This window comes from Stenotrophomonas sp. YJH_SMC_27, assembly GCF_059369815.1.
Window position 1 is genome coordinate 61,620 of sequence record NZ_JCAFTA010000009.1, and the last position, 24,202, is coordinate 85,821.

Annotated in this window: 16 protein-coding genes; 13 read left to right on the forward strand and 3 right to left on the reverse strand. The window is 66.5% G+C overall.

Annotated features, from left to right (window positions below):
- Positions 1-17 precede the first annotated feature (17 nt).
- From AC5P7R_RS14265 to AC5P7R_RS14325, 13 genes are all read left to right on the forward strand, one after another.
- A complete protein-coding gene (locus AC5P7R_RS14265) occupies positions 18-3,575 on the forward strand; it encodes a phage tail length tape measure family protein (RefSeq protein ID WP_260465462.1) in 3,558 nt (1,185 codons plus the stop codon).
- A gap of 2 nt (positions 3,576-3,577) precedes the next feature.
- The gene (locus AC5P7R_RS14270) at positions 3,578-4,555 is read left to right on the forward strand and encodes a hypothetical protein (RefSeq protein WP_236509559.1); all 978 of its coding nucleotides are present in this window, start codon (positions 3,578-3,580) and stop codon (positions 4,553-4,555) included.
- A gap of 3 nt (positions 4,556-4,558) precedes the next feature.
- The gene (locus AC5P7R_RS14275; RefSeq protein ID WP_125432875.1) at positions 4,559-5,533 is read left to right on the forward strand and encodes a hypothetical protein; all 975 of its coding nucleotides are present in this window, start codon (positions 4,559-4,561) and stop codon (positions 5,531-5,533) included.
- Positions 5,533-7,233, forward strand: coding sequence for a hypothetical protein (locus tag AC5P7R_RS14280; RefSeq protein WP_125432873.1), 1,701 nt, complete (start codon positions 5,533-5,535; stop codon positions 7,231-7,233). Before AC5P7R_RS14275 ends, AC5P7R_RS14280 begins: the two co-directional genes overlap by 1 nt.
- Positions 7,230-8,012, forward strand: a complete 783-nt coding sequence (locus AC5P7R_RS14285) for a phage BR0599 family protein (protein ID WP_125432871.1) — start codon at positions 7,230-7,232, stop codon at positions 8,010-8,012. Before AC5P7R_RS14280 ends, AC5P7R_RS14285 begins: the two co-directional genes overlap by 4 nt.
- A gap of 11 nt (positions 8,013-8,023) precedes the next feature.
- Entirely contained in the window at positions 8,024-8,254 is a 231-nt protein-coding gene (locus tag AC5P7R_RS14290) for a hypothetical protein (RefSeq protein WP_125432869.1), read from the forward strand.
- The gene (locus AC5P7R_RS14295; RefSeq protein ID WP_185752955.1) at positions 8,251-8,415 is read left to right on the forward strand and encodes a hypothetical protein; all 165 of its coding nucleotides are present in this window, start codon (positions 8,251-8,253) and stop codon (positions 8,413-8,415) included. Before AC5P7R_RS14290 ends, AC5P7R_RS14295 begins: the two co-directional genes overlap by 4 nt.
- Positions 8,415-8,627, forward strand: coding sequence for a hypothetical protein (locus AC5P7R_RS14300; RefSeq protein WP_125432877.1), 213 nt, complete (start codon positions 8,415-8,417; stop codon positions 8,625-8,627). The genes AC5P7R_RS14295 and AC5P7R_RS14300 overlap by 1 nt, the downstream gene beginning before the upstream one ends.
- On the forward strand, positions 8,620-10,878 hold the full coding sequence (locus AC5P7R_RS14305) for a hypothetical protein (RefSeq protein ID WP_495213952.1): 2,259 nt from the start codon (positions 8,620-8,622) through the stop codon (positions 10,876-10,878). The genes AC5P7R_RS14300 and AC5P7R_RS14305 overlap by 8 nt, the downstream gene beginning before the upstream one ends.
- A 5-nt stretch (positions 10,879-10,883) precedes the next feature.
- Positions 10,884-12,377 carry a tail fiber domain-containing protein gene (locus tag AC5P7R_RS14310; RefSeq protein ID WP_125432500.1) on the forward strand — a complete coding sequence of 498 codons (1,494 nt, stop codon included), beginning with the start codon at positions 10,884-10,886 and terminating at the stop codon, positions 12,375-12,377.
- A 144-nt stretch (positions 12,378-12,521) separates the two neighbouring features.
- Positions 12,522-13,283, forward strand: a complete 762-nt coding sequence (locus AC5P7R_RS14315) for a DNA adenine methylase (protein WP_125432498.1) — start codon at positions 12,522-12,524, stop codon at positions 13,281-13,283.
- A 127-nt stretch (positions 13,284-13,410) separates the two neighbouring features.
- Positions 13,411-14,802, forward strand: a complete 1,392-nt coding sequence (gene bioA, locus AC5P7R_RS14320; RefSeq protein ID WP_021203307.1) for an adenosylmethionine--8-amino-7-oxononanoate transaminase — start codon at positions 13,411-13,413, stop codon at positions 14,800-14,802.
- Positions 14,793-15,530 carry a 16S rRNA (uracil(1498)-N(3))-methyltransferase gene (locus AC5P7R_RS14325; RefSeq protein ID WP_207049964.1) on the forward strand — a complete coding sequence of 246 codons (738 nt, stop codon included), beginning with the start codon at positions 14,793-14,795 and terminating at the stop codon, positions 15,528-15,530. The genes bioA and AC5P7R_RS14325 overlap by 10 nt, the downstream gene beginning before the upstream one ends.
- A 153-nt stretch (positions 15,531-15,683) precedes the next feature.
- On the opposite strand, the gene AC5P7R_RS14330 is transcribed toward AC5P7R_RS14325, so the two are convergent.
- From AC5P7R_RS14330 to AC5P7R_RS14340, 3 genes are read right to left on the reverse strand one after another with little or no spacing between them, the layout of a single operon-like run.
- Entirely contained in the window at positions 15,684-16,148 is a 465-nt protein-coding gene (locus tag AC5P7R_RS14330) for a chemotaxis protein CheW (RefSeq protein ID WP_005410712.1), read from the reverse strand.
- The gene (locus tag AC5P7R_RS14335) at positions 16,145-17,485 is read right to left on the reverse strand and encodes a chemotaxis protein CheB (protein WP_260808416.1); all 1,341 of its coding nucleotides are present in this window, start codon (positions 17,483-17,485) and stop codon (positions 16,145-16,147) included. Before AC5P7R_RS14335 ends, AC5P7R_RS14330 begins: the two co-directional genes overlap by 4 nt.
- Positions 17,472-24,176 carry an Hpt domain-containing protein gene (locus AC5P7R_RS14340; RefSeq protein ID WP_495213953.1) on the reverse strand — a complete coding sequence of 2,235 codons (6,705 nt, stop codon included), beginning with the start codon at positions 24,174-24,176 and terminating at the stop codon, positions 17,472-17,474. The genes AC5P7R_RS14335 and AC5P7R_RS14340 overlap by 14 nt, the downstream gene beginning before the upstream one ends.
- Positions 24,177-24,202: the final 26 nt, after the last annotated feature.

Below are 24,202 nucleotides of genomic sequence, written 5' to 3' on the forward strand. Positions count from 1 at the left end.
GCAACTGGAGTAATCACGTGAACCGCAACGCCGGCAACATGGAACTGGCCCTCAAGATCCGAGCGGACCTCGGCCAGGCCGGCAGCGCGGTCCAGGCCCTGGACAAGGATCTGGAGAAAATCGGTGGCTCGGCGCAGAAGGCGGCCGATGGCCTGGCCAAGGTCGGCAACGCCAAAGGCGTCGCCGAAACCGGCAAGGCGGCAGAGACCGCCGCCGCTGGCCTGCAGCGCCAGGGTGAAACCGCCGAGCAGGCGGCCAAGCGCATCCAGGACATGGTGCAGGCATCGCTGGACTACAAACGGGCGCTGGACGCCCAGGTGCAGTCGAGTCAGTCCAATAGCGAAGCGGCCTCCCGGCATGCCGCCGCTACCGCCGCGCAGGCACAGGCTTCCCGCGAGGCGGTTCAGGCCGCCTATGCCTCGCAGGCCACCACCACACAGCAGATCCAGTCCATCTCCGAGCTGCAGCAGCGGGTCGAGCGTGGTGCCCGTTCGTTCGAAGACCTGGCCGAAACCGAGCAGCTGCTTGATCGGGTGATGCGGTCCAATCTGATCTCCGTGGAGGAGCAGTCCGAGATCTTCGGCAAGCTGGACAAGCAGGAGAAGCAACTGCTGACCAGCAAGGAGCAGGCCGCCGCCGCCCGCGCCAAGGAAGAGCGCCAGATGCAGCAGCTGCTGCGCGTGTACGACCCGGCCCACGCTGCCCTGATTCGTCTCGATGCCGATGAAGCCAAGCTCAAGCGATCGGTCGACGCCGGCACGATCTCGCGCGAAGCCTACAACCGCGCGATGGTGGGCATCGCCAGCCAACGTGCCCACTGGCAGCAGCTGAGCGACGGTGTCGACCTTGCCGATCGGCGCATGCGCAATCTCAGCCTGTCGGCTCGCGAGGTCCGCACCAGCCTGGCCGGCGTCGGCGCCAACCTGCTGCAGGGCAATGTCTCTGGCGCCGGAAGCATGCTGCTCAACCTGGGCAGTCGCAGCGCGGCCGGCTTTGGCGCCCTCGGGGTAGCCGTCGGCGGTGCCGTGGCCACGCTGGGTCTATTCGCTGCAGCTGCGTACAGGGGCTATCAGGAGAACCGCGCCCTGGAGCTGTCCCTGATTGCCACCGGCAACGCTGCAGGCACGACGGCCGGGCACCTGGCCGAGCTGCGCAACCAGGTGGGCGGCGCCACCGGCGAGTATGGGAAAGCCCAGCAGGCCTTAAAGGGATTGGCCGGTTCCGGCCAGGTCGCCAGCGATTCGCTGGCGGAGGCAGCCCAAGCCGCTGTGGACTTGTCCACGCTCACCGGGAACAGCATTGAGGCGACGACAGCCAAGGTCATCGAGCTGGCCAAGGCCCCGTCGGCAACGCTGGCCGAACTGAACCAGCAGTACAACTTCCTGACGCTGGAGGTGTACGACCACGTTCGCGCCCTGGAGGATCAGGGGCGCCAAACCGACGCCGCACGTCTGGCCATCAGTGCCTTCGCGGAAGTCCACAAGCAGCGTGTGGAGGAGGCCCGCCAGTCGGCCGGCTTCCTGGAGCAGGCATGGGAAGGCGTCAAGGGCGCGGTGCTGCGCACCTGGCAGGCGATGAAGGACGTCGGCCGGACTGACGTGGAGGCGCGCCTCAGCTCGCTGCGTGAGGATCTGGCGTTCTTCCAGGCCTTGCGCAACAGCCCGATTCCGGGTGACGCCACCCGAGGTGCGGCGGGCGAACAGCAGACTAAGGCCCGCATCGCTGCGCTGGAATCGGAGAAGGTGGCGCTGGAGCAGCGGGCGGCGGCCGACAAGGCCAACCAGGAGGTGCAGAGCAAGGCCGTGGCTGCATCAAAGGCCATCCAGGACCAGCTCGACAGCGGCGCGCCGAAGGCGGAGAAGCTGGCAAAGGCCGTCGACGAGCTGGGCAAGAAGTTCCGCGCATTGCGTGACGGTGCGGCAGCGGGGAACACCGATCCTGGACTGCTGCGCGACGTCGTCTTCGGCGCTGATGGCAGCATCAAGGGCGGTGCCTATGACAAGGCGCTCAAACAGCTGCAGGAGCAGTACAAGGACCGCAGCCGCACGCGTAAGCCGGGCAAGACCGAGGGCGAGAAGGCCGAAACCGCTGCCCAGCGCGAGCTGGACAACTTGGCCAAGCAGGTGTCCATGCTGGGCGACCTGCAGGAAGGCGAAACCAAGGCCGGCGAAGCCGCGCGTATCCGCTATGAGATCGAGGAAGGTGCCTACAAGAACGCCAGCGAGGGCCTGAAGTCCCAGCTGGTCGACCAGGCGCAGCTGCTCGACAGTGAACGCCAACGCGTGGAGATGGCAAAGAAGATGGTTGACGTGCGCCTGCAGCTCGCCCAGCTGCAGGGCTCGGGCACCGATGCCGAGGCGGCCAAGACGGTGAAGGAGCTGGGCCGCCTGCAGCAGCAGCTGGACAACGTTGGCAAGAGTGCCGAAGCGGCCGACGTAGCCAAGCTGATGAAGCTCACCGAGGCCAGTGCCCAGCTCAAGAGCCTGCAGGAAACCTACAACCGCACGATGGGCCAGGTCGCACTGGAGCAGCAGCGGATCCAGGTCGAGCTGCAGGCCGGGCTCATCACCGAGGCTGATGCGCAGCAGCGCATCGTCAACCTGTACCAGGCAAAGCTGGTCACCCTGCGGGAACTCGTTCCGAAAATGCGGGAAGCCGCCACTGCGCTGGGCAACCCCGAGGCGCTGGCGGCGGTCGAACAGATCGAACTGAAGCTGCGGGAGATGGCGCAGACCACCGACCTGCTGCAGCAGAATGTCCGCACCACCTTCCAGAGCGCCTTCAAGGAGGCGTTCATGTCGCTGGCCAGCGGCAGCGCCTCCTTGGGTGACATGGTGCGGAGCTTCTTCGTGACGGTGTCCACTGGCCTGGCTGAGTTCGTCGCAGATCAGTGGTCGCAGGCCTTGGCCAGCAAGATTACGTCGATGGTGTTCGACAAGGGCGTGGACGTCGGCGCCGATGCAGCAGCTGCAGCCGCCACCCAGGCGTCGGCGGCGGCCCTTTCGAGTGCTGCTGCAGGCGTTACCGCCGGCGCTACTGCGGTGGCCACCAGTGCAACCGCGCTTGGCACGTCAGGTGCCGGCCTGATCAGCGGCGCGGCAGCGGTGACCGCTGCGGCCATCCAGATGCAGTCAGCAGCGGCGGCGATGGCTGCTGCAAACGCGATCGGGGCCGCAGCAAGCTACGCGGTCGGTGGCTACACCGGTCCTGGCGGCAAGTACCAGCCGGCCGGCATCGTTCACGCTGGCGAGTTCGTACATCGCCAAGAGGTTGTTCGCCAGCCGGGCGCGCTGGCCTTCCTGTCGGCCTTCAACCAGGTCGGCATGGCGGCCATTGATCGCTGGCGCGGCTATGCCGAGGGCGGTGCGGTCACGCCGATGATCGCAAGCACCCCCATCTTCACCGCCGCGTCGCCTACGCCAATGGCCGCTGCCACGCAGCTGGGCTTGCGCGTCATCAACCAGGTATCGCCGGACCTGTTCGACCAATACCTGGACGATCCGGGTAGCGACACCACTGTCATCAACAAGATCAACCGCAACTCTGCGGCGATCCGCCAAGTACTGGGACTCTGAACATGGCCTGGGCAACCGACACCGCAGCCAATATCACCGACCTCATGGCCCGCCTCCGGGATTTCCTGACCACCAACGCGGCCCTGGTGGCAGCGAACCAGCAGTGGCAGGTGGTGGGCGGCGTGGCCAGCGGCCCGATCGCGGCCAACGATTTCGTGTCACTGAAGGGCCGTGGGCTCTCCGGAGAGGATGAGATCTACGTGTCACTGCAGGCGTGGGTAGTGCCGGCCAGCAACTACTACAACATGCGCATGCGCGGCCACACGGCGTACAACCCGGATCTCCCAGGCATCCTCACGCAGCCCGGTGCGAACTCGAACTACGTGTCGATCCTGGGCGTCAATTCACCGATCAAATACTGGTTTATTGCCAACGGCCGCTGCTTCAAGGTGATCACCCGCATCAACGGGCGCTATGACGCTCTGTATGCTGGGTTCATCCTGCCGGAGCACCTGCCGGGCGACTGGAGCTACCCGCTTTTCATCGGTGGCTCTTTCTTGGGCAGTAACGGTGTAGCGTCGCTGGATACCTACGGCCACTCCAATTTCTGGAATGCGATCGCGGACGGACAGAGCAACGACTCGTTGAGTCAAGGCTATCTCTTCACGCCGATGCAGGCGTGGCTGCCCGTTCGTAATGGGTACACCACCACGTACATGGCCACGGGCCGCATCACCATGCCCTGGAACCCATATGTGGGTAACCAGAACCTCCGCAGCTGCCTGGATGGTCAGCGCTGGCTACAGCGCGGTCAGCTTATGGCGGTGGGCTGGACCTCGGGCAGCGTTGATCGCGGGTCGCGCGTCAGCGAGGTCCCGGAGGGCGGTCAGTTCTACGGCAGCTTTGATGGCGTCTTCTACACACCGGCCTTCGGTGCCACAGCTGAGCAGATCGCTACGGTCAACGGGGTTGACCATCTGCTGGTCCCCAATGTCTATCGAACAGGCGACGGGCAGTACGCCGCATTTGCTCTGGAGTAAGAGATGGCCTACGCCGAATTCACCAATGTTCCCAACGTACAGACCCTGATCGACCTGGTGGTGCAGTTCGCGCAGGCCAATGGCTGGACCGTCGAGCGCAACAACCTGGTCGGTGCCAATCGCACCGCCACGCTCCGCATTCCTGGCGTCTCCGACTACGTTCATCTTTTCAACACCGACCAGCTGAGCCTGAGGTCTCGCATCTCGATTGGCTATGACGGAAACGGAGCACCGTCCGTACAGCCGTTGGTGTCCCCGCGCGACATCTCGACATACGAACTGGCTGGCCCATTCCCCCGTTTGAAGCTGTTCGCCAACGGCAATGCGATCCACGTCGCCATCGCCCAGGCCGTTGCCGGCGAGTACCGCCATCACACCTTCGGCGTTCTTGAGAAGGCTGGCGCATACACGGGCGGCACGTACGTCGACGGGACCTATTGGGCGCGCACGGGAAGCTATAGCGGGATGGTCAGCCAGAACGGCAACAACGTCGTCTTGTTCGGCCACAACACCAGCACCACGGGGTGTGGGCATGTGCGTGCGGATTCGGCTGAAGATGGCCGCGCGAACAATTACAGCCGGATCTGCAACTACTACGGCAGCACGCTGGATGCCGAAGGTCAGGCAGGATCCGGTGTCGGATCTATCTACCAGTCGAGCACTTCCTCCAGCCTGGACAGTATGTGGTTGGGTTATGCCCTCGCAGGTGGCGACGAGAACACTTTCTCTGGCCGCAGCGTGCTTCATCCGATTCAGTTGAGCATTCGCCGCCCCGGTACCGGTGTGTACCTCTCACCGATCGGGCGAGTGCCCGGACTTCGTGCCTGCTACCTGGAAAAGCTCGAGCCCGAGCAGGAGATCACCATCGGCGAAGACACATGGATGGTGTTTCCTTGGCTGCGCAAGCTGGCCATGAGCAGCGTGACCAACGCGCCTCCGGCCAGCGGCAACTATGGCTGGGCTGTGAAGAAGTCCTGATGGCCATCATTCTCACCACGCAGAGCAGCACAGGGCCCAACTGGCGCAGTGGCAATCTGGCGATACCGCGCACCCGCATTCCTCTCCAGTTTCGCGGCGCAGCTGCACGGCTGGGTTTCTTCACCGGGTCGACCAAAGAATCGACCATCGAGGAGCCCGAACAGCGATCCAGCGGCCCCCAGCAGCGCACATCGTTCGATGACTGGTACTACCGCATCCACGTGCTGCCACTGCGCATCGACCTGGGCAATCTGGTCACCAACCAGGTGCGCTACGTCCAGGTTTGGAACTCCTACCTCCAGCAGCAGACCCTGACCTCTGCAACCCTTGAGAACGGCGAGGGCGTTCAGATGGTGGGTCCCGGAGCGCCGCCGCTGCCGTTTGCGCCCCTGCAGCTGCGCCGTTGGCAGCTGTCGGTCACGACCGAAGGCCCGCCGGTGATCGCGGCTACGCTGTCTTACGACTTCGTGGCTCTCGGGCGTCGCACCGTCACGATTACCGGCAACCGCATGTCGGCCTGGATGCTGCCGCCGGATTGGTCCCGCCCGGTGTCGGAAACCCTGGCCTGGGCGACGGACGTGCAGCAGTCGGTCGGTGGCGGCGAAGCGCGATTTCCGCTGCGTGGCTCGCCGAGGCGCTCTTGGGAGTTCAGCGTGCTGGCCGACCGGCGCGAGCGGCAGGTGCTTGAACACGCTCTGTTCGACTGGTCGGCGCGTACCTGGGCGCTGCCGGTCTGGAACGACGTATCGTGGCTGCGGTCGGGCCTTGCGCTGGGCGTGCAATCCGTTCCGGTGCAGGCCGCCACCCAGCGCGACTACCGCCCTGGCGGCCTGGCCATGCTCTGGAAGGACGTCACCACCTACGAGCTGGTCGAGGTGTCGGGTATCAACGCCGATGGCCTGCAGCTGGCGCGCCCCACGGCCAATGCCTGGGCACCTGGCACCCGTGTGCTGCCTTGCCGGACGGCTCGTATTGCCGAGACCCCCAGCCTGGAACGCGTGACCGACCAGGTCATGCGATCGACCGTCCGCCTGGCTGCGGTGGAGATCTGCGACTGGCCAGCAGTGGCACCGTCGGCGGTCTATCGCGGTCGGCCTGTGCTGGAGCAGCGCCCCGACCTCGACCAGGCGCAGACGGCCGAGTTCGGTCGACAGCTGGTGGTGATCGACGGTGATATCGGTCCGGTGGCGATCGACGACATCACCGGCAAGGCGTGGCCCCTGCAGTCCCACGCATGGCAGACCTGGGGACGCACGGAGCAGGCCAGCCTGCGCAGCTTGCTGTACTGGTTGCAAGGCAGGGCGGCCGCTCTGTGGGTGCCGTCCTGGGCCGACGACCTGGAGCTGGTCGAGCCAGCCCTGACCACCTCCAGCGGCATCGTGGTCGCCTGGGCGGGTGTGGCCCGCTTCGGGCGTGCTCAGTCCGGCCGGCGCCACCTGCGCATCGAGCTGTTTAGTGGCCAGGTGCTGTACCGGCAGCTGATAGAGGCCACAGAGCTGGATCCACAGCGGGAGTTCCTGCAGTTGGACGCGCCGCACGGCATCGCCCTGCAGCCGAGTGCCATCCGCTTGATCAGCTGGATGGTGCTGGCCCGCCTCAGTTCCGACACCGTGGAGCTGTCCCATGAAACCGATGGTGAGGGCGTCGCGCGTTGCCGCGTGTCCTTCGCCGGCATTGGCGCTGAGGAGAGCGAACCGTGAGCCTGTTCTCCCGCCATGTCGAGCTGTATGAATTTGGGCGCGGTTCCCAGCGCTGGCGCTACACGTCCAGCGATCGGATCGAGATCTACGATGCGCAGCCGTTCAGCCCCGAGGCGATCAAACGCGGTCGCCTTGGCCAGTCGGCACAGGAGGCCAGGTCCAATCTGGAGGTGACCGTACCGCTGTCCATCTCTTTGGCGTCAGTCCTGCGGCCATATCCGCCGACCGATCGCATCGTCGTTCGCTGGCGGCGGATCCGGAAGAGCGACGGCACGATCCGCGGCACCTGGAACGGCGTGCTGAGCGACTTCAGCGAGCGGCAGAATGATCTGCTCCTGACCTGTCAGAGCAATGCCGGCGCCGCTGCGACGAACGGCCTCCGCCGGTGCTGGCAGGCGCAGTGTCCGTTCGCGCTATTCGACGCCGACTGCGGTCTGAATCCGGAGCTGTTCCGGGTCGATGGCGTGTTGTCAGCCGCATCCGCTCAGACGATCACGTCCACTGCCTTCGCGGCGAAGCCGGACGGTTGGTTCGTCGGTGGATTCATCAAGTGGGTCCAGGGCACGGCCGTCGAGTACCGCTTCGTGGTGGGCCATGTTGGGCCGACCCTCACCTTGCTGACCGCAGCGCCGCTCGCAGCGGGCGCGTTGGTATCCGCCTACCCCGGCTGTGGCCACGCCCTGCAGATCTGCCACGAGAAGTTCAACAACGCACCGAACTACGGCGGCCAGCACACCATTCCGCCGAAGAACCCCTTCGGACCCGATCCCATCTTCTAAAGGAGCCTCCTATGTGGGTTCAAATCGTCGTAATGATCGTGGCGCTGATCGTCAGCTACGTGATGCGCCCGAAGCCTACGGTTCCGAAGCCGGCCGCCCTGGAGGACTTCAATGTCCCCACCGCCGAGGACGGTCGCGAATGCAGCATGATCTTCGGCACGAACTGGATCGATGATCCCAACGTGCTGTTCTACGGCGATCTGCGCACCACACCGATCAAGGTCAAGGGAGGCAAGAAGTGAGTCTCCATATCAAGCCCGTCCTCCGGCGCTACTGGTTCGGGCACCCGATCTACTTCGAGTGTCACCGTCATGGCTACGGCTATCGTCGCCGCCTGCTGTGGGTCGAATTGGTGGTGGACTACATCTATCTGGTAGATGGCAATCAGGTTTCGCTGTGGTGATGGTGACCGTCGAACATGCCCGTGCGGCCAAGTTGGGCGAGCACAGCGGCGTGCTGTGCGCTGCTGGCATCCGCACGTGGATGGACCGGCACGGACTGAATCTTCGCCAGTTCCTGGACGAAGGCCTGCCGGTGGAACAGTTCGAAGCGCTGGACGACGCCTTCGCACGGCGCCTGGCGGCGATCGCCCGCGAGGAGGCTGGCCGTGGGTAGTGGCAAGAAACAGACCGTAGGCTATCGCTACTACATGGCCCTCTATATGGGCGAATGCCTCGGCCCGGTGGACGCGCTGCGGGAGATCCGCGTAGGCGACCGCAAGGTCTGGGACGGTAGCGCGCAAACGGCGTGGACCAAGGTGCTCGGGATGAACATCCCCAGGACGGTGCCTGCCACCGGCCCGATTACAGCGTCTCGATCGATCACCATCCTGGCGCCGGAGATCTTCGGCGGCGACAAGGGCGAAGGTGGCATCGTCGGCACGCTGGAGGTGCGCATGGGCGAGCCCGCCCAGATGCCAAGCACCTATCTGCAATCGCTGGTGCCCGGCCCGTGGCCAGCCGCCCGTGGCCTGTTCACGACGGTTTTCAATGGCCAGGTGTCGGCCATGAACCCGTACATCAAGAATTGGACGAAGAAGGTCTCGCGCTGGCGCCAAGGCTGGAAGAAGGGGCTTTGGCAGGGCGACCTGGTGCAGATCGATGAAGGGATGAACCCGGCGCACATCATCTACCAGGTGCGCACAGAGGGCATGGGCCACCCGATCGACGTGATCAACGACGAAAGCTTCCGCAAGGCGGCACAGACGTTGAAGAACGAAGGGTTCGGCCTGTGCCTGAAGTGGTCCCGATCAGTTCCTGCAGGCGAGTTCATGGACATGGTGTGCGACCACATTGGTGGCATGCGCATCGAGGATCCGGTGACGGGGCTGACCGAGCTGGTGCTGGTGCGGCCGGACTATGACCCAGCCACCCTGGAAGAGATCGGCCCGGCGAACATCATCGAGCTGCTGGAGTGGCAACAGCCGATGCTGGAAGGCAGCGTCAATGAGATCACGGTCGTCTACCGGGATATCGCCACCAACAAGGACGCAGCTGTCACCTACCAGAACCTGGCCAGCGTTCAGGCGCAGGGCCGGGTCGTCAGCAGTCGCAAGAACTATCCCGGCCTGTGGAACGCAGCACTCGCGGGGCGGGTTGCGGCGCGCGAAGTAGCTGCAGTGAGCAGTTTGCCCTGCAGGGTGAAGATCCGGGTGCGTCAGGATGCCGGCCCCTTCAAGCGCGGGCAGGTGCGTGCCCTGTCGTGGCCACGGCGCGGCGTTGCCCGCATGCCCGTGCGCATCCTGGACGTCGACGACGGCACACAGACCGAGACGGCCGTGGTGTTGACCGTCGTCCAGGACGTCGCCGGCATGGCCGCTGCCAGCTACATCCAGCCTTCCGAGAATGCCTGGGTGGAGCCGGACACCAAGCCCAAGCCGGTCACCGTGCAGCGCCTGCAGGAGGCCAGCTACCGCGACCTGGCCACGACTCTCGGGGCGTCGGAGCTGTCTGCTGTGTCGCCTGACGTCGGCTACCTGACGTCGATCGGTGTACGGCCGACCTCGGTGGCGTTCGGCTACACGTTGCAGACCCGGCTGGGAAGCGCGCCGTTCGCCGAGGCGGGCGCAGCCGACTTCGCTCCCACTGGCCTGCTGATCACCGCAATGACGGCCACCACAACGGCGATCGCGCTGTCCGCCGGCGTCAGCCTGGACATGATCGAGGTCGGCACCGAGGCGCTGATCGATGACGAGCTGGTCCGGGTGGTCTCGATCGACCCGGTGGCGGCGACGCTGGCCGTGGCCCGTGGCTGCGTGGACACTGTGCCGATGCCGCATGCCGTGGGTACGCGGGTGTGGTTCACCGACGAATATGTCGGCTTCGATGGCCGTGAGTACATGGCCAACGAATCGCCCCAGGCGAAGCTGATCACCCGCACCAGCCAGGGCGAGCTGAACCCGGATCTGGCCACGACGATCGGGTTGACGCTGCAACGTCGCCAGATCCGGCCTTATCCGCCCGGCCGCTTGCGCATTCAGGGCGAGGCCTACCCGCCGGAATTGTGGACCTTCGGCACCGAACTGACGGTGCAGTGGGCGCACCGCGATCGCCTCCTGCAGGCCGACCAGCTGGTCGACACCACGCAGGGCAACATCGGCCCGGAGCCTGGCACTACCTACACCGTTCGCTGGTTCCTCGCCGGGTCACTGGTGCGGACGCAGGCCGGCATCACCGGTACGACTGACACCTACACGCCGCCCGATGGGAGCGGTGGAAAGCAGATCCGTGTCGAGGTGGAGTCCATCCGTGACGGCTATCGCAGCTGGCAGATCCTGCAGCACACCTTCCTGTACCGCGCGCAGCTGGTGACCGAGGCAGGTGATCGCCTGGTCACCGAAGCGGGCGACCCCCTGATTCTGGAGTAACGAAAATGGTCGACGTAAAGATCTCTGGCCTGCCGGCTGCCGCCGCGCTCACCGGCAATGAGGCGATTCCAGCTGTCCAAGGGGGCGGCAGCGTGAAGCTCCTGGTCAGTGCGATTCGGGCTGGTCTGGCAGCTGATGGCAACGTGGTGCATACCTCTGGTACGGAGAGTATCGGCGGGACCAAGACTTTCCAGGTCTACACCTATTTTTCGGGAGGTTTGGCTTCTGATGGAACCATCACGATTCGGGGCGATGGCACCGGAGCCGCTCGACTGATGCGAATCGGCGGTACCCGAACCGCAGACGGTCCGGCTTACTTCGACCTTGTGGCAGAGGCAAACCGCTCTGACTACAACACTCGCTTCTATCGCAGCGGTGGCGTAGATGGAGACACCAACATCAATCATCGTGGCGCCGGCGTGCTGGCATTGAACGCTGAGAACGCTGGTTCCATCGACTTGCGCATTTCCGGCACCAGCGCGATGCGCGTCAATTCCGATCGGTCAGTCACCTTCGGTGGCAATGCTGCTGCGATGGCGGCTACCCGCGTCAGCCTGGGCGCGGTTGGTCTAGTGGGAGCCGAGCAGGTGTCCGGGGTGAAGACGTTCTCGTCTGAAGTCCGAATCCAGAACGTGGCTCCCGGCTTCTGGCTTGATGAGTCGGACGGCGCAAACGGATTCTTCGCCGTTGTAGATTCAGGCGTCTATCAGCTTCAAGTAAGAGGCCCCAATTTCGGGGGGTATGTCCGGCAAATGCTGCAGGTCAGCGCATCTGGCGGCACCTTCGCAATGGGCGGGGACCTGGTTCGACCGCTGGCGGACAACGCTCAGGCCCTGGGAGCGTCCAACTACCGATTCACATCTCTATGGTCTGTGAACGGTGCGGTCCAGACTTCTGATGCTCGTCTGAAAACACCATTGGAGTGCATGACGGATGTGGAGGAGGCGGCGTTCCTGGAAATCAGCGCGCTCCCGGCGAAATGGAAGTGGAGGGCTCGCGTGGAGGAAGAGGGCGACGAAGCTCGCTGGCACGCAGGCCCTTCGGTGCAAGCCGCGATCGCTGTAATGGAGAAGCATGGCCTCAGTGCGTTTGCTTACAGCGCGTTCTGCTACGACTCGTGGCCGGCTGAGGACGAGGTATGGCGGGAGTGGCCCGCACAAGAAGCCGAAGTTGTTGAGTGGCCGGCCGTGCCGGAGACGTGGGCCGAAATTCCGGCGGAAGTTGATGAGGCCGGCGAGATTGTCATTCCTGCCCGGCGTGAGTTGGTCCACGAGGCCATGCCGGCAGGGCGCGTGGTGCTGAAGGAACCTGTCGAGGCTGGTCGCGAGCTTGTCCGGCCTGCGGTTCAGGCGGGCGACCGCTACAGCTTCCGAGTATCCGAGCTGCAGGCTTGGATTCTGGCAGCAATGGCTCGCCGTGAACGCCGCGAGCGCGAGGCGGTCGAGCAGCGCCTGGTCAGCATCGAGCAGCGCCTGGCTGTCCTTGAGACCGGGAAGTAGTTCAAGAACTGGGCGCCGGCCGATCAGCGGGAACTGATCGGCCGACGCCGCAACACACGCGACAGCCCGCGTGCAATTGGCCAAGGCCCAGCCCCCTCGCGCGGGGAGGCTCAGTCTGGCCGGGATCCATCGCAGAGGCTGAGAATGAAGACCACAACGCTGTTCCCCTGGCCGGGCGGGAAGACCCGCCTACTGCCGCACCTGCTGCCCCTGGTGGCCGAGAACCCCCACCGCACCTATGTCGAGGCGTTCGCTGGTGGCGCGGCTCTACTGTTCGCCAGGGAGCCGGCCAAGGCTGAAGTCCTGAACGACTGCCACGGCGAGCTGGTGCGGCTGTATCGGGTGGTGGCCAACCATCTGGAAGAGTTCGTTCGCCAGTTCAAATGGGCCCTGACGAGCCGCGAGATGTTCCGCTGGTGCCAGCTACAGCACCCGGACACCCTGACCGATATCCAGCGTGCCGCACGCTTCTATTACCTGCAGCGGCTGGCATGGGGTGGCAAGGCGACTGGCCAAACCCCCGGTTTCGGCCGGGGCGGCAAGGGCCTCAACCTGCTGCGCATTGAGGAGGATCTGAGCGCCGCACACCTCCGGCTTCACAAGGTCACCGTCGAGCACCTGCCCTGGCAGCAGTGCCTGGCCAAGTACGATGGAACGGACACCCTGTTCTTCCTCGATCCGCCGTACTGGGAGACCGAGGGGTACGGCGCTCCCTTTGGCATGGACCAGTACCAGGAGCTGGCCCGTCAGATGGCAGGGCTGCGTGGCGTGGCGATCCTGACGATCAATGACCACCCGGCCATGCGGGAGGTCTTCAGTCAGTTCAGAGACCGGGTGGTGCCAATCCGCTACACCATCGGCCGCCAGGCTGTTCAGCGGCGGGAGCTGATCTACACGACTTGGTAGGGGAGCCAGGGCACGGGGCGGTTTCCGCCCCGTGCAATTTCATTCCGCTGGGCGCAACATTGGCGGCCCACCGTTTATCTCACCAGCGGCTGGCGATTTATCGCGCGCCGTTACACATGAGCCCGAAATGCTAGCAGACCCAACCCCCTCCCCGCTGGCCCAGCACTGGCGGCAACGCGATCTGCAGGTGCTCTGGCACCCGTGCACGCAGATGCGCGAGCACCCGCATACCCTGCCGCTGGTGCCGATCGCCCGTGGTGAAGGCGCATGGTTGATCGACCACGACGGCAATCGCTACCTGGACGCCGTCAGCAGTTGGTGGACCAACCTGTTCGGCCATGCCGAACCGCGCATCGGTGGTGCCATTGCCGCCCAGGCCAGGCAACTGGAACAGGTGATGCTTGCCGGCTTCGGCCATGAGCCAGCCATCAGCCTGGCCGAACGCCTGCTCGCACTGGCCCCACGCCAGCCTGGCCGCGAACCACTGGCCAAGGTGTTCTTCGCCGACAACGGGTCCGCCGGCGTGGAAGTGGCGCTGAAGATGGCCTTCCAGTATTTCCAGAACCGAGGGGAACCGCAGCGCACGCGTTTCATCGCATTGGAGAACGGCTACCACGGCGAGACCCTCGGCGCGCTGGCGCTGGGAGACATTCCGCTGTATCGCCGCGTCTATGCGCCGCTGCTGGCCGAAGCGCTGTTCGCGCCCTCGCCGGATGCTTTCCTGGCTGAGCCCGGTCAGAGCCCGGCTGAGCGTGCACGGCAGGCCGCCGATGGCCTTGCCACGCTGTTCGACCAGCACCCGGGCGAGATCTGTGCGGTGATCCTGGAACCGCGCCTGCAGTGCGCCGGCGGCATGCGCATGCATGACCCGGTCTACCTGCAGCGCGTGCGCGAACTATGCGACGCCCATGGCGCGTTCATGATCGCCGACGAGATCGCCACCGGCTTCGGCCGCACCGGCACCCTGTTCGCCTGCGAGCAGGCCGGGGTGATGCCGGACCTGATGTGCCTGTCCAAGGGCCTGACCGGCGGCTTCCTGCCGCTGGCCACCGTGCTGGCCACGCAGGCGCTGTACGACGCGTTCCTCGACGACTCACGCGAGCGCGCCTTCCTGCATTCGCACAGCTATACCGGCAACCCGCTGGCCTGCGCGGCGGCATTGGCCACGCTGGACATCTTCCGCGACGACGATGTGATCGCCCGCAACCGTGGCATCGCCTCGGTGATGGGCACGCTGGCCGCACCGTTCAGCGACCATCCGCACGTGGCCGACGTGCGCCAAGCCGGCATGGTAGTTGCCTTCGAGCTGTCGCGCGACGGCAACAAGCGCACGCCCTTCGACCCGGCCATGCGGCTGGGCCTGCATGCCTACAAGGCCGCGCTGAAACGTGGCGTGGTGCTGCGTCCGCTGGGCGACGTGCTGTACTGGATGCCACCCTACTGCGTGGACGACGAACAACTGGAGCTGCTGGCACATACCACGCTGGCGGCGATTGACGAGGCGATTGCATGCGCGTGACCCGCTGCCCCATCGACCTGGCGCTGCACAGCGGCCAGACCGTGACCCTGCCGGAAGAGACGGCCAACCATCTGGTGCGGGTGATGCGCCTGCGCGAGGGTGATACCTGCGTGCTGTTCAACGGCGATGGCCACGACTACAGCGCCACGCTGACTGCCGCCGGCAAGCGCGAGGTGCAGGTGCGCATCGATGCGGTGCAGGCGGTGGACAACGAATCGCCGCTGGCGATCACCCTGCTGCAGGGCCTTGCCCGAGGCGAAAAGATGGACCTGATCCTGCAGAAGGCCACCGAACTGGGCGTGGCGGCGATCATTCCGGTGAATGCCGAGCGTACCGAGGTGAAGCTGGATGCGGCTCGGGCGGAGAAGCGCGTGTCGCACTGGAACAATGTGGTGACCTCGGCCTGCGGCCAGTCCGGGCGCGCGCGCATTCCGCAGGTGGGCCCGCCGCTGTCGCTGGCACAGGCGGCGGCGGCACTGCCGCCCGATACGCTGCGGCTCACCCTGGACCCGCTGGGTGCCCATCGCCTGTCGACGCTGGACGCGGCGCCGGCGGGCGGCATCGTGATCGCGATCGGTCCGGAAGGCGGCTGGTCGCCGCGCGACCGGGATCAGTTGGCAGCTGCAGGATTCCAGGGCCTGCAGCTGGGGCCACGCATCCTGCGTACCGAGACCGCCGGGCTGGCCGCGATTGCCGCATTGCAGGCGCGGCTGGGCGATCTGGGGTGAGGCTGATTCGTTGTAGTGCCGGCCAGCGCGTCCAGAGCGGCAGCCGAGCGTAGGCTCGGCTCTACAGGCCCGCGCAAGATTGCAGTTTCCTTTTAGAGCCGAGCCATGCTCGGCTCGGTGCCGGTCGGCAGCCGGCACTACCAGCCTGGTGGATCAAGCCGCCAGCGAATCCAGGGCGGCTTCCAGTGCGTCCAGGTTCGGCAGCAGCGCGCTCTGCTCACCCAGCAGCACGCGCATGTGCACGATCTGCGGCAGGGTTTCCTCGGAAGCATCGGCCAGCAGGCCATCGCGCGGCACCGAGATCAGCTGCGGGAAATTCTGCGTCAGCAGCGCGTAGTACGGGCGCTGCGCGTTGCCGCTGAGGGCCTTCAGCACCACCACCTTGTTGTGGCCGCCCACGGCCTCCTCGCCCAGGCCGGAAAGGCGCGCGAACGACACCAGCGGCACCTGCCAGCCGTGCCAGCCGATTTCGCCGACCAGCCAGCGCGGGGCATCGGAAACCGGCTGCACCGGCACCCGCGACATCATTTCGGCCACGGTGGCATTGGGCAGCAGCACGCGTTCGTTGCCGGCCTGGATCAGGACGCCTCGGATTTCGTCATTGCTGGCATAGCTCATGGTGCGTCTCCGTTATCGTCTTCCACGCCCCAGCGCGAGGCGATGGCCTGCGCCAGTTCCTGTGGTTCACCGGCCACCATGCCAGCGGCGACCACCGCCGTGGCCGCGGCAGGGTCATAGCAGCCCTCGCCGACCTGCCCGGCCACCCACGCACCGGCGGCGGCCAGATCCAGTGCCGGCCCCACAAGCGCAAGGTCGGCGCCGCTGAGCAGGACCAGCGCGGTGTGCTCAGCCGGCAGCGCGGCAATCGAGATCCCTTGCGCGTCGCTGACGAAATGCAGGCCGTCGCTGGCTGCCTGCACGCCGATGTCATCGGCCAGCACGTGCACTTCACCGGGTGTTGCACGCTGGCCGACTTCGGCCAGCTGCACCGGCAGCGGCGACACGCGCGCCATCTGCTTGACCAGGTTTCCGTAGCGGCCACCGTCCAAGCGCATATGCACCAGCACCGGGACGCTCAGCGATGCAGGCAGCGCGCCCAGCAGGCGACGCAGTGCATCCGGGCCGCCGATGCCGGCCAGCACCAGCAACGATCCGGCGCGTGCGCCCACGGGCGCACCAGCATCCAGATCGACCAGGCTCAGATGGCCGGTATCGAAGGAAGGCAGCGGTGCCTCCGGCGCGGCGTGTTGCGAAGCGGCTGCCGGAACGTCGGCCACGTCATCGACCAGCGACCATGCGGTGTGGTCGAAGGAGGTCGGCGGAATGGGCGGTGCTGCGGGCGCGATCTCCGCCAGCGATGGCGGTTCGGGGGCCTCCAGCGGCTCAGGCACGACCGGCTGCAGCGCCGCCAGCGCCTGTTCCAGCGCAATCGGTTCGTGCAGCTGCGCAGGCGGCGAGTACAGGCTGTCAGCGGGGACCTCGTCGGCCCAGCTCGATGCCTGGTCCAGGTGCGCCTGCAGCGCTTCTTCCTGCGGTGCCGGTGGCGGTGCCGGATGGCCCGGCGCCAGTTGCAGGCTGGGTTCTTCTTCGGCCCCCGGCGGCAACACCTGCTGATGGCCATGCAGCTTCGCGGCCAGATGACGGCCCCAGCGCTGGGCCTCCCAGCCATCACGACGTGCGGCCAGTTCGGCCTCGTCGAAGACCAGGGTCAGGCCCGGTGCGGACAACACCGTTTCCAGGCGCTCCAATGCGTCCTCAATGGCGGTCTCCAGCGCAATCACCACGACCTGAGGTCGGGCGTCGTGCAGCAGTTGCGGCTCAAGGCTGTTCGGGTCGTCTTCCAGCACCAGCTGCACATCCGCATGCGACAGTGCCTCGCGCAGGCGCTCGCGCGCCGCGCCGGGACGGGCCAGCAGGGCAACGACCGGAGCCGCCTGGGTTTCACTCACGGACACGGGCGATCCCCAACAGGTCGTACACGTTACGCATCAGGTCCAGTTCCTGGTACGGCTTGCCCAGATAACGCTGGACACCGATCTCGAAGGCGCGCTGGCGGTGCTTGTCACCGCTGCGCGAAGTGATCATCACGATCGGCACGTCCCTGTAGCGCGGGTCGGCACGCATCGCGGTAGCCAGCTCGTAGCCATCCATGCGCGGCATCTCGATGTCCAGCAGCATCAGGTCCGGTACCCGCTCTTCCAGTCGCTCCAGTGCTTCCACGCCGTCGCGCGCAACGCTGACCTCGAAGTTGTGGCGTTCGAGGATGCGGCCGGTGACCTTGCGCATGGTCAGCGAGTCGTCGACCACCATCACCAGCGGCACCTGGCGCTCCTGGCGCGGCGCGTTGGCCAGTACCGGCAGCGTCGGGTTGGCCAGGAAACGGCGCACCAGCGGCGCCACGTCCAGGATCACCACCACGCGGCCGTCGCCGGTGATGGTGGCGCCGTAGATCCCCGGCACCGACGCGATCTGCAGGCCGACCGGCTTGACCACGATTTCGCGGTTGCCCAGCACCTGGTCGATCGCGACGGCGGCGCGCAGATCACCGGCACGGACCAGCAGCAGTGGCACCTGCTCCTGGCCGTCGGCACGCGCCGGGGCCTGGCCGACCAAGCTGCCAAGGTCGTACAGCGGATAGTCTTCGCCGCTGTAGCGGTAGCTGCTGTCGGCAGCCTCGAAGCGCTCGCGCGACAGGCGGCCGATACCACTGACCGAGGCCACCGGCACTGCGAAGGTGGTTTCGCCGATCTGCACGAACACCGCCTGGGTGACCGCCAGCGTCTGCGGCAGGCGCAGGGTGAAGCGCACGCCCTGCCCACGCACTGACTGGATATCGACCGAGCCACCCAGCTGGCGCACTTCGTTGCGCACCACGTCCATGCCCACGCCACGGCCGGCCAGCTGGCTGACCTGGTCGGCGGTGGTGAAGCCTGACGCGAAGATGAGGTTGTCCAGTTCCTGCTCGTTCGGCTGCGCATCGGCGGCCAGCAGGCCGCGGTCGATTGCGCGGCGGCGGATCGCTTCGCGGTCCAGGCCAGCGCCGTCATCGGCCACTTCCAGGACGATTTCCGAGCCTTCGCGGTGCAGGCGGATGGCGATCTCGCCCTCCTCCGGCTTGCCGGCGGCGCGGCGCTGTTCCGGCGCTTCCAGGCCATGGGCCACCGAGTTGCGCAGCATGTGTTCCAGCGGCGCGACCATGCGATCGAGGACGTTGCGGTCCAGTTCGCCGTGGGTGCCTTCCAGAGTCAGGTGGACCTGCTTGCCGGTATCCATGCCGGCCTGGCGGACCACGCGGCGCAGGCGCGGCACCAGGCCATCGAACGGCACCATGCGCGCGCGCATCAGGCCATCCTGCAGCTCGGAGCTGACGCGCGACTGCTGCTGCAGCAGCGAATCGTACTGGCGCGACAGATCGTCCAGCACGCCCTGCAGGCCGCCAAGGTCGGCGGCGGACTCGTTCAGCGCACGGCTGAGCTGCTGCAGGGTGGAGAAGCGATCCAGTTCCAGCGGATCGAACTTCTGGTCGGCCTGGTCCTGCTCGCGCTGGTAGCGGGCGACGATCTGCGCCTCGGTTTCCAGGTCGAGGCGGCGCAGCTGGTCGCGCAGTCGCGCATTGGTGCGCTCCAGCTCGCCCATCGCGCCGCGGAAGGCGCCGAGCTGCTGTTCCAGCCGCGAGCGGTAGATCGCCACTTCACCGGCATGATTGACCAGGCGGTCGAGCAGGTCGGCGCGCACGCGCACCTGTTCCTGCTGCGGACGTGCCAGGGGGTCTTCATCGACCGTACCCTCGGCCGGCAGCGGTGCCGACAGCGGCGCGTCGACAATCGGCGTCAGCGTGGCCGCAGCCTGCGCCGCCACGGTCTCGGCCTCGCTGGCTGCACGCGCGGCCGTGGCGGCTGCAGCAATATCGGTGGTGGTGCGAACCTCGAAGGCCTCCACCAGATCCAGCGCCGGCTCCACCACGCGGTGGGTGCCGGTACGGGTGAGCAGCTGGTGCAGGCGGTCAAAGCCGCGTTCCAGCAGCTGCACGTCGCGGCGCTCGATTTCGGTACGGCCAGCGGCCACCGCTTCCAGCAGCGATTCGATGCTGTGGCCGAGGTCGCCGATGGCATTGATACCGGCCATGCGAGCGCCCCCTTTGAGGGTGTGCAGGTCACGCTGCAGGCCGGCCAGCACCTCGCGATCCTGCGGTGCATCACGCAGCTCGCTGATCAGGCCATCACAGTGGTCGAGCAGGTCCCTGCCTTCCTCGACAAAGATGTCGACCAGCTCGCGGTCGTACACGCTGAAGTCAAGCGCATCGGCATCGGCACCGTCTTCGGCATCCGCCGCAACAGGCGCCTGCTCAACATCCGGCGCAGGGGGCTCGATGTCGGCCGCTGCGATCTCCGTGCCGTCACCGGTGTTGATCGTGCCCTGGCCCGGCGCCTCTTCCATTTCGAAGAACCGCACCGGAGCACCACTGCCAACGCGTGCCTCTGCGCTGAACGCCTCAATCACCGTCGCCGGGGACGGCTGATCGGCGCTCTCTCCTTCACCGACCGCCGCCTCCCCGCCGACGTCCGCATCCTCGGCAAAGGCATCTGCCTCGCCCGGCGCGAGTTCGCTGGCCTGGAGGCCGATCACGGGCCATTGCCCGTCGTCGTCCAGGGTCCGCTCTTGCTCGATCACGTGCAGGCCGGCCTCGAGCGCGGCTGCCAGCGTGACCGGTTCTGCGAAACCCGGCACAGCCATTTCATCCTGCAGGCTCGACAGCTCGCTGTCGAGTGGCAATGCAGCAGCGTCGTCAATGACGCTGTCATCGCCGCTGCCCGAATCAAAGGACAAGGACGTATTCAGGTCGATCGCGTCAACTTCCGCAGACACCGGCAGCTCTTCCGCGTCGCGGTCGTCGACCGGCAGCGCACTGGCGTCGAGGTACGGCGACAGATCGTCGGCCATGGTCAGATCAGCGTCGTCGACGGTCTCGATCGTGGGCGCGGCAGCTGCGTCGGCCCCTTCGACAACAGGCGCACTCTCCACCGGCTGGATCGATTCAATCGCGCCGGTGTACGCCACTGCGGGTTCATCTTCTCCCTGCACCGACGGCCAGCCGGCATCGAAGTAACGCGAAAGATCGTCGCTGGCGGTCAACTCGCCGACTTCCAGGCCACTGTCGGCGGCGACGTCCGGCGTCCTGAGGTCGGGCGCAGATGGAACCGGTTCCAGCGCATCTTCGGCAAGCGGCTGCGGTTCGGCAATGAGATCGGGAGCCGCATCGGAAGCAACGCGCATGCTGGTTTCGCCCAGCGCGTCCAGGCCGGCCAGCGGCGCTTCGGCTTCGGATGCCTGCTCGACATCTGGCGCCGGTTCGGTGCCCTCTTCATCCTCGTCTTCCGACGCGAACAGCGGCCAGCGCGCTTCCGGCAGCTCGCCAGCCAATGCCTGCAGTCGCTGCACCAGCGCATCCTGCGGCGCAATGCGCGGGTGTTCGGCCTGCAGCGCCTCCATGGTCGCGGTGATCGCCTGCGCAGCTGCATCCAGCGCGGCGACACCCTCGTCGCCAGGTACCACATCGGCGGCCAGAGCCCGCTTGATGTAGGACTCGGCGCCGCCGGTAACGGCGGTGATTTCCGGCACTTCGGTCATCGCGAAGGCGCCGTTCATGGTGTGAACCGCACGCAGCAGTGCGTCGCTGACCGACTGCGGTGCCTGCTGTGCCGAGCGCAGCCACTCCTGCAGGGTCGCCTGGTGGACTTCGACCTCGGCCTCGAGGATCTCGCGCAGCACGCTGTCGATGTTGGCCGGGGTCCCGGCGTCTTCGGCCACCGCCGAGGCATCGGCCTGCGCCGACGCAGCGGCCTCGGCGTCCAGCAGGCGGCTGATTTCGTCTTCGCCTTCGGACTCGGCCAGTGTCGCTGCCGGTGCGGCCGCAGCCGGCAACGGCACGTAGAAGGTCTCCTCGCCGGCGCCGACCCGATCGGCGATGGCCTGCATTGCCTGCAGGTCCACGCTGATGCGCTGGCCATGGCGCAGCGCGGCATTCAACTGCGGCAGTGCGGCGTGCGCATTGTCGACCATTGCCAGCACGGCCGGCGTGGCCGGCCGGCTGCCATCGAGCACGCGGTTGAGCATGCCCTCGATCTTCCAGGCGAACTCCCCCAGGGTGCGCGCGCCGACCAGTCGGCCACTGCCCTTGAGGGTGTGGAAGATGCGGCGGATCGGCCGCAGCCGGTCCATGTTGTCCAGCTGCGTGCGCCATGCCGGCAGCAGCGTGCCAAGGTTGGCCAGTTCGTCGTCGAACTCTTCCAGGAACACCTCGCGGATGTCCTCGTCGATGTTCTCGGCATCGTCGTCGAAGCCGGCCTCGAAGCTGGCCTCGGTCCCAGCCACGACCGGGATGTCCGCAGCGGGCGGAGCCGCCATGGCCTGCGGATTGAAGTCGGCCGCCGCGGCGCTCAGCTCGGCAAAGAACTGTGCGTCGGCTTCGCTGAAATCGATCGGTGCGATGGTGTCGATATCAATCACCGACACCGCCGGTGCCGGTGCATCGGAGGCCGGCGTCAGCACCTCGGCCATCGGCGCGGCCGCGTGCTCCGGCACATCCGCCGCAACGGCGTCGACTTCGGCAACCACGGGGCTTTCGTCCAACGGCTGGGGCGTGGCGTCATCGACGGTCTCCAGCGACGGATGCAGTCCGGCGTCGTCGTCCAGCGACAGCGTCTCCATGGCGTGCAGCGACAGCACGTCGTCGGCGTTATCCAGCGCATCGGCGTCGAAACGGAACACCACGTCGTCACGGGCAGCAACCACATCGTGCTCGGCAGCCACCGGGTCGAACACCGGCGCTGCAAAGCCAGTGGTGTCAAAGGGTACCGACGCGTCGACGTCGTGCTCGACATCCGCCACTGCCACATCAGCCGATACCGGTGGTGTCGCCTCCGACAGCGTCCATTGCGGCACCGATTCCATTCCGGTTTCGGCGCGTTCGAAGCTGACCGGATCGAAACTGGCGAAGGTCGGGCTGCGTTCGTCTTCGGCACTCGCGGCCGGATCGGCGTCCGGATGGAACGGCGCGAGATCCCACTGCGGCACCTCGGGCGCAGGCGCGCTGGAGGCGGCGAAGACCAGCGCCGCCTCGCGGTCGTCATGCAGCGACAGCGGTGTGGATGCAAGGTTCCCCAGCGCACCGAACATCAGGCGGTTGTCCAGCACCTCCGGTGCAGGCGTGGCCGGTGGTGGATCAAAGGTGAAGTCCGGCAAGGGCACCGGCACAGTGCCGGCGGCGGGCGCGGCTGGCTGAAGCGGAATCTCGATGCGCTCCGGCTGCAAAGGCTCGGCCTGCAGCGCGACCGGCTCCCGGTCCACCAGCAGCGATGCGAACGGAACCGGCGCGGCGGCAACCGGTTCCACCGCGTTGCGGTCCGGCAACGGCCAATAGCGCAGCGCTTCAAGGCTGCTGCGGGTGATGTCGAGGATGTCCTCGCGGCCCGGACGGCGGTCGCGCAGGGCTTCCAGGTAGTACTCCAGGCTGGCCATGGCATCGGCCAGGGTGTCCAGCTGGCGGCCACTGGGCACGCGCTGGCGACCGATCAGCTCGGCCTCGATGTACTGCTGTACGCCACGCAGGTAGTCTGCGGCGGTGCCCAGATCGAGCATGCGCAGCGCACCGGATACATCACCCAGCAGGCGCGGCACATCCTGCAGCTCGGCATGGTTCCAGCTGGTTTCGATGAACGCGACGAAATGCTCGCGGGCGGCGGCGAAGTTGGCGATGGCTTCATGCGCCAGCACCTCCACCGTGCGGCGGTTCTCAACCGCGCTCGGATCGTCCTCGCCACTGCCGCCAGCGCCCAGATGGGCGACCTGGTCGTCCAGCGAGGCGTCCACGTAGAGCAGTGCCCCGGCGATATCCAGCAGCAGGTTCTCATCGATCTGCTGGCGCCCTTCCACCACCCCACGCAGTGCGTCACGCTGCTGCACGACCACGCTGCGGGCCACGCCCAGGCCCATCATGCCCAGCGTATCGGCCACCGCCCCGAGCTCGTTGGCCTGGGTCTGCAGCTGTTCCGGAGCACCGCCGGTGCGCAGGTGCAGGTCCAGCGCATCCTTGATGCGCAGCAGTTCTTCCTTCACCGCACTGCCGACCGTGTCCAGCAACTCGCGGTTGCGCCCGCTCAGGCTGCCGCGGGCATGGTCCAGCTCGGCCTCGGTGGCGGTGACGCTGTCCGGTGCGAATGCCAGCAGCACGCTGTCATGCACGCCTTCTTCGCCACGCGCGGCACGGATCTCGTTGAGCAGCGGCATCAGCACGATCGGGATGTCGCGGTGGCCGTTCTGCAGGCGCTCCAGGTAGTCGGGCAGCAGCACGCTGCCACGCATCAGGGTCGCGCAGGCTTCATCACGGTCGGCCACGCCGTCGGCCCCGATGGCATTGGCCAGTTGTTCCAGTTCCTCGGCCACCATCGCCGGTGCATACAGCTCGACCATGCGCAGGGTGCCCTGCACCTGGTGCAGGTAGCCGGCGCAGATGCGCATGCGGCTGGCATCGCTCGGGTCTTCGGCGTAGTACTCGACCTCGTTGCGCACCTGGCGCAGGGTCTCGTCCAGCTCGGGCTTGACCCAGCCCAGCGCTGCGTGGCTCATCGCATCGCGCAGACTGCTCATGGACGCGCTCCGTTCGCCGCCGCGCG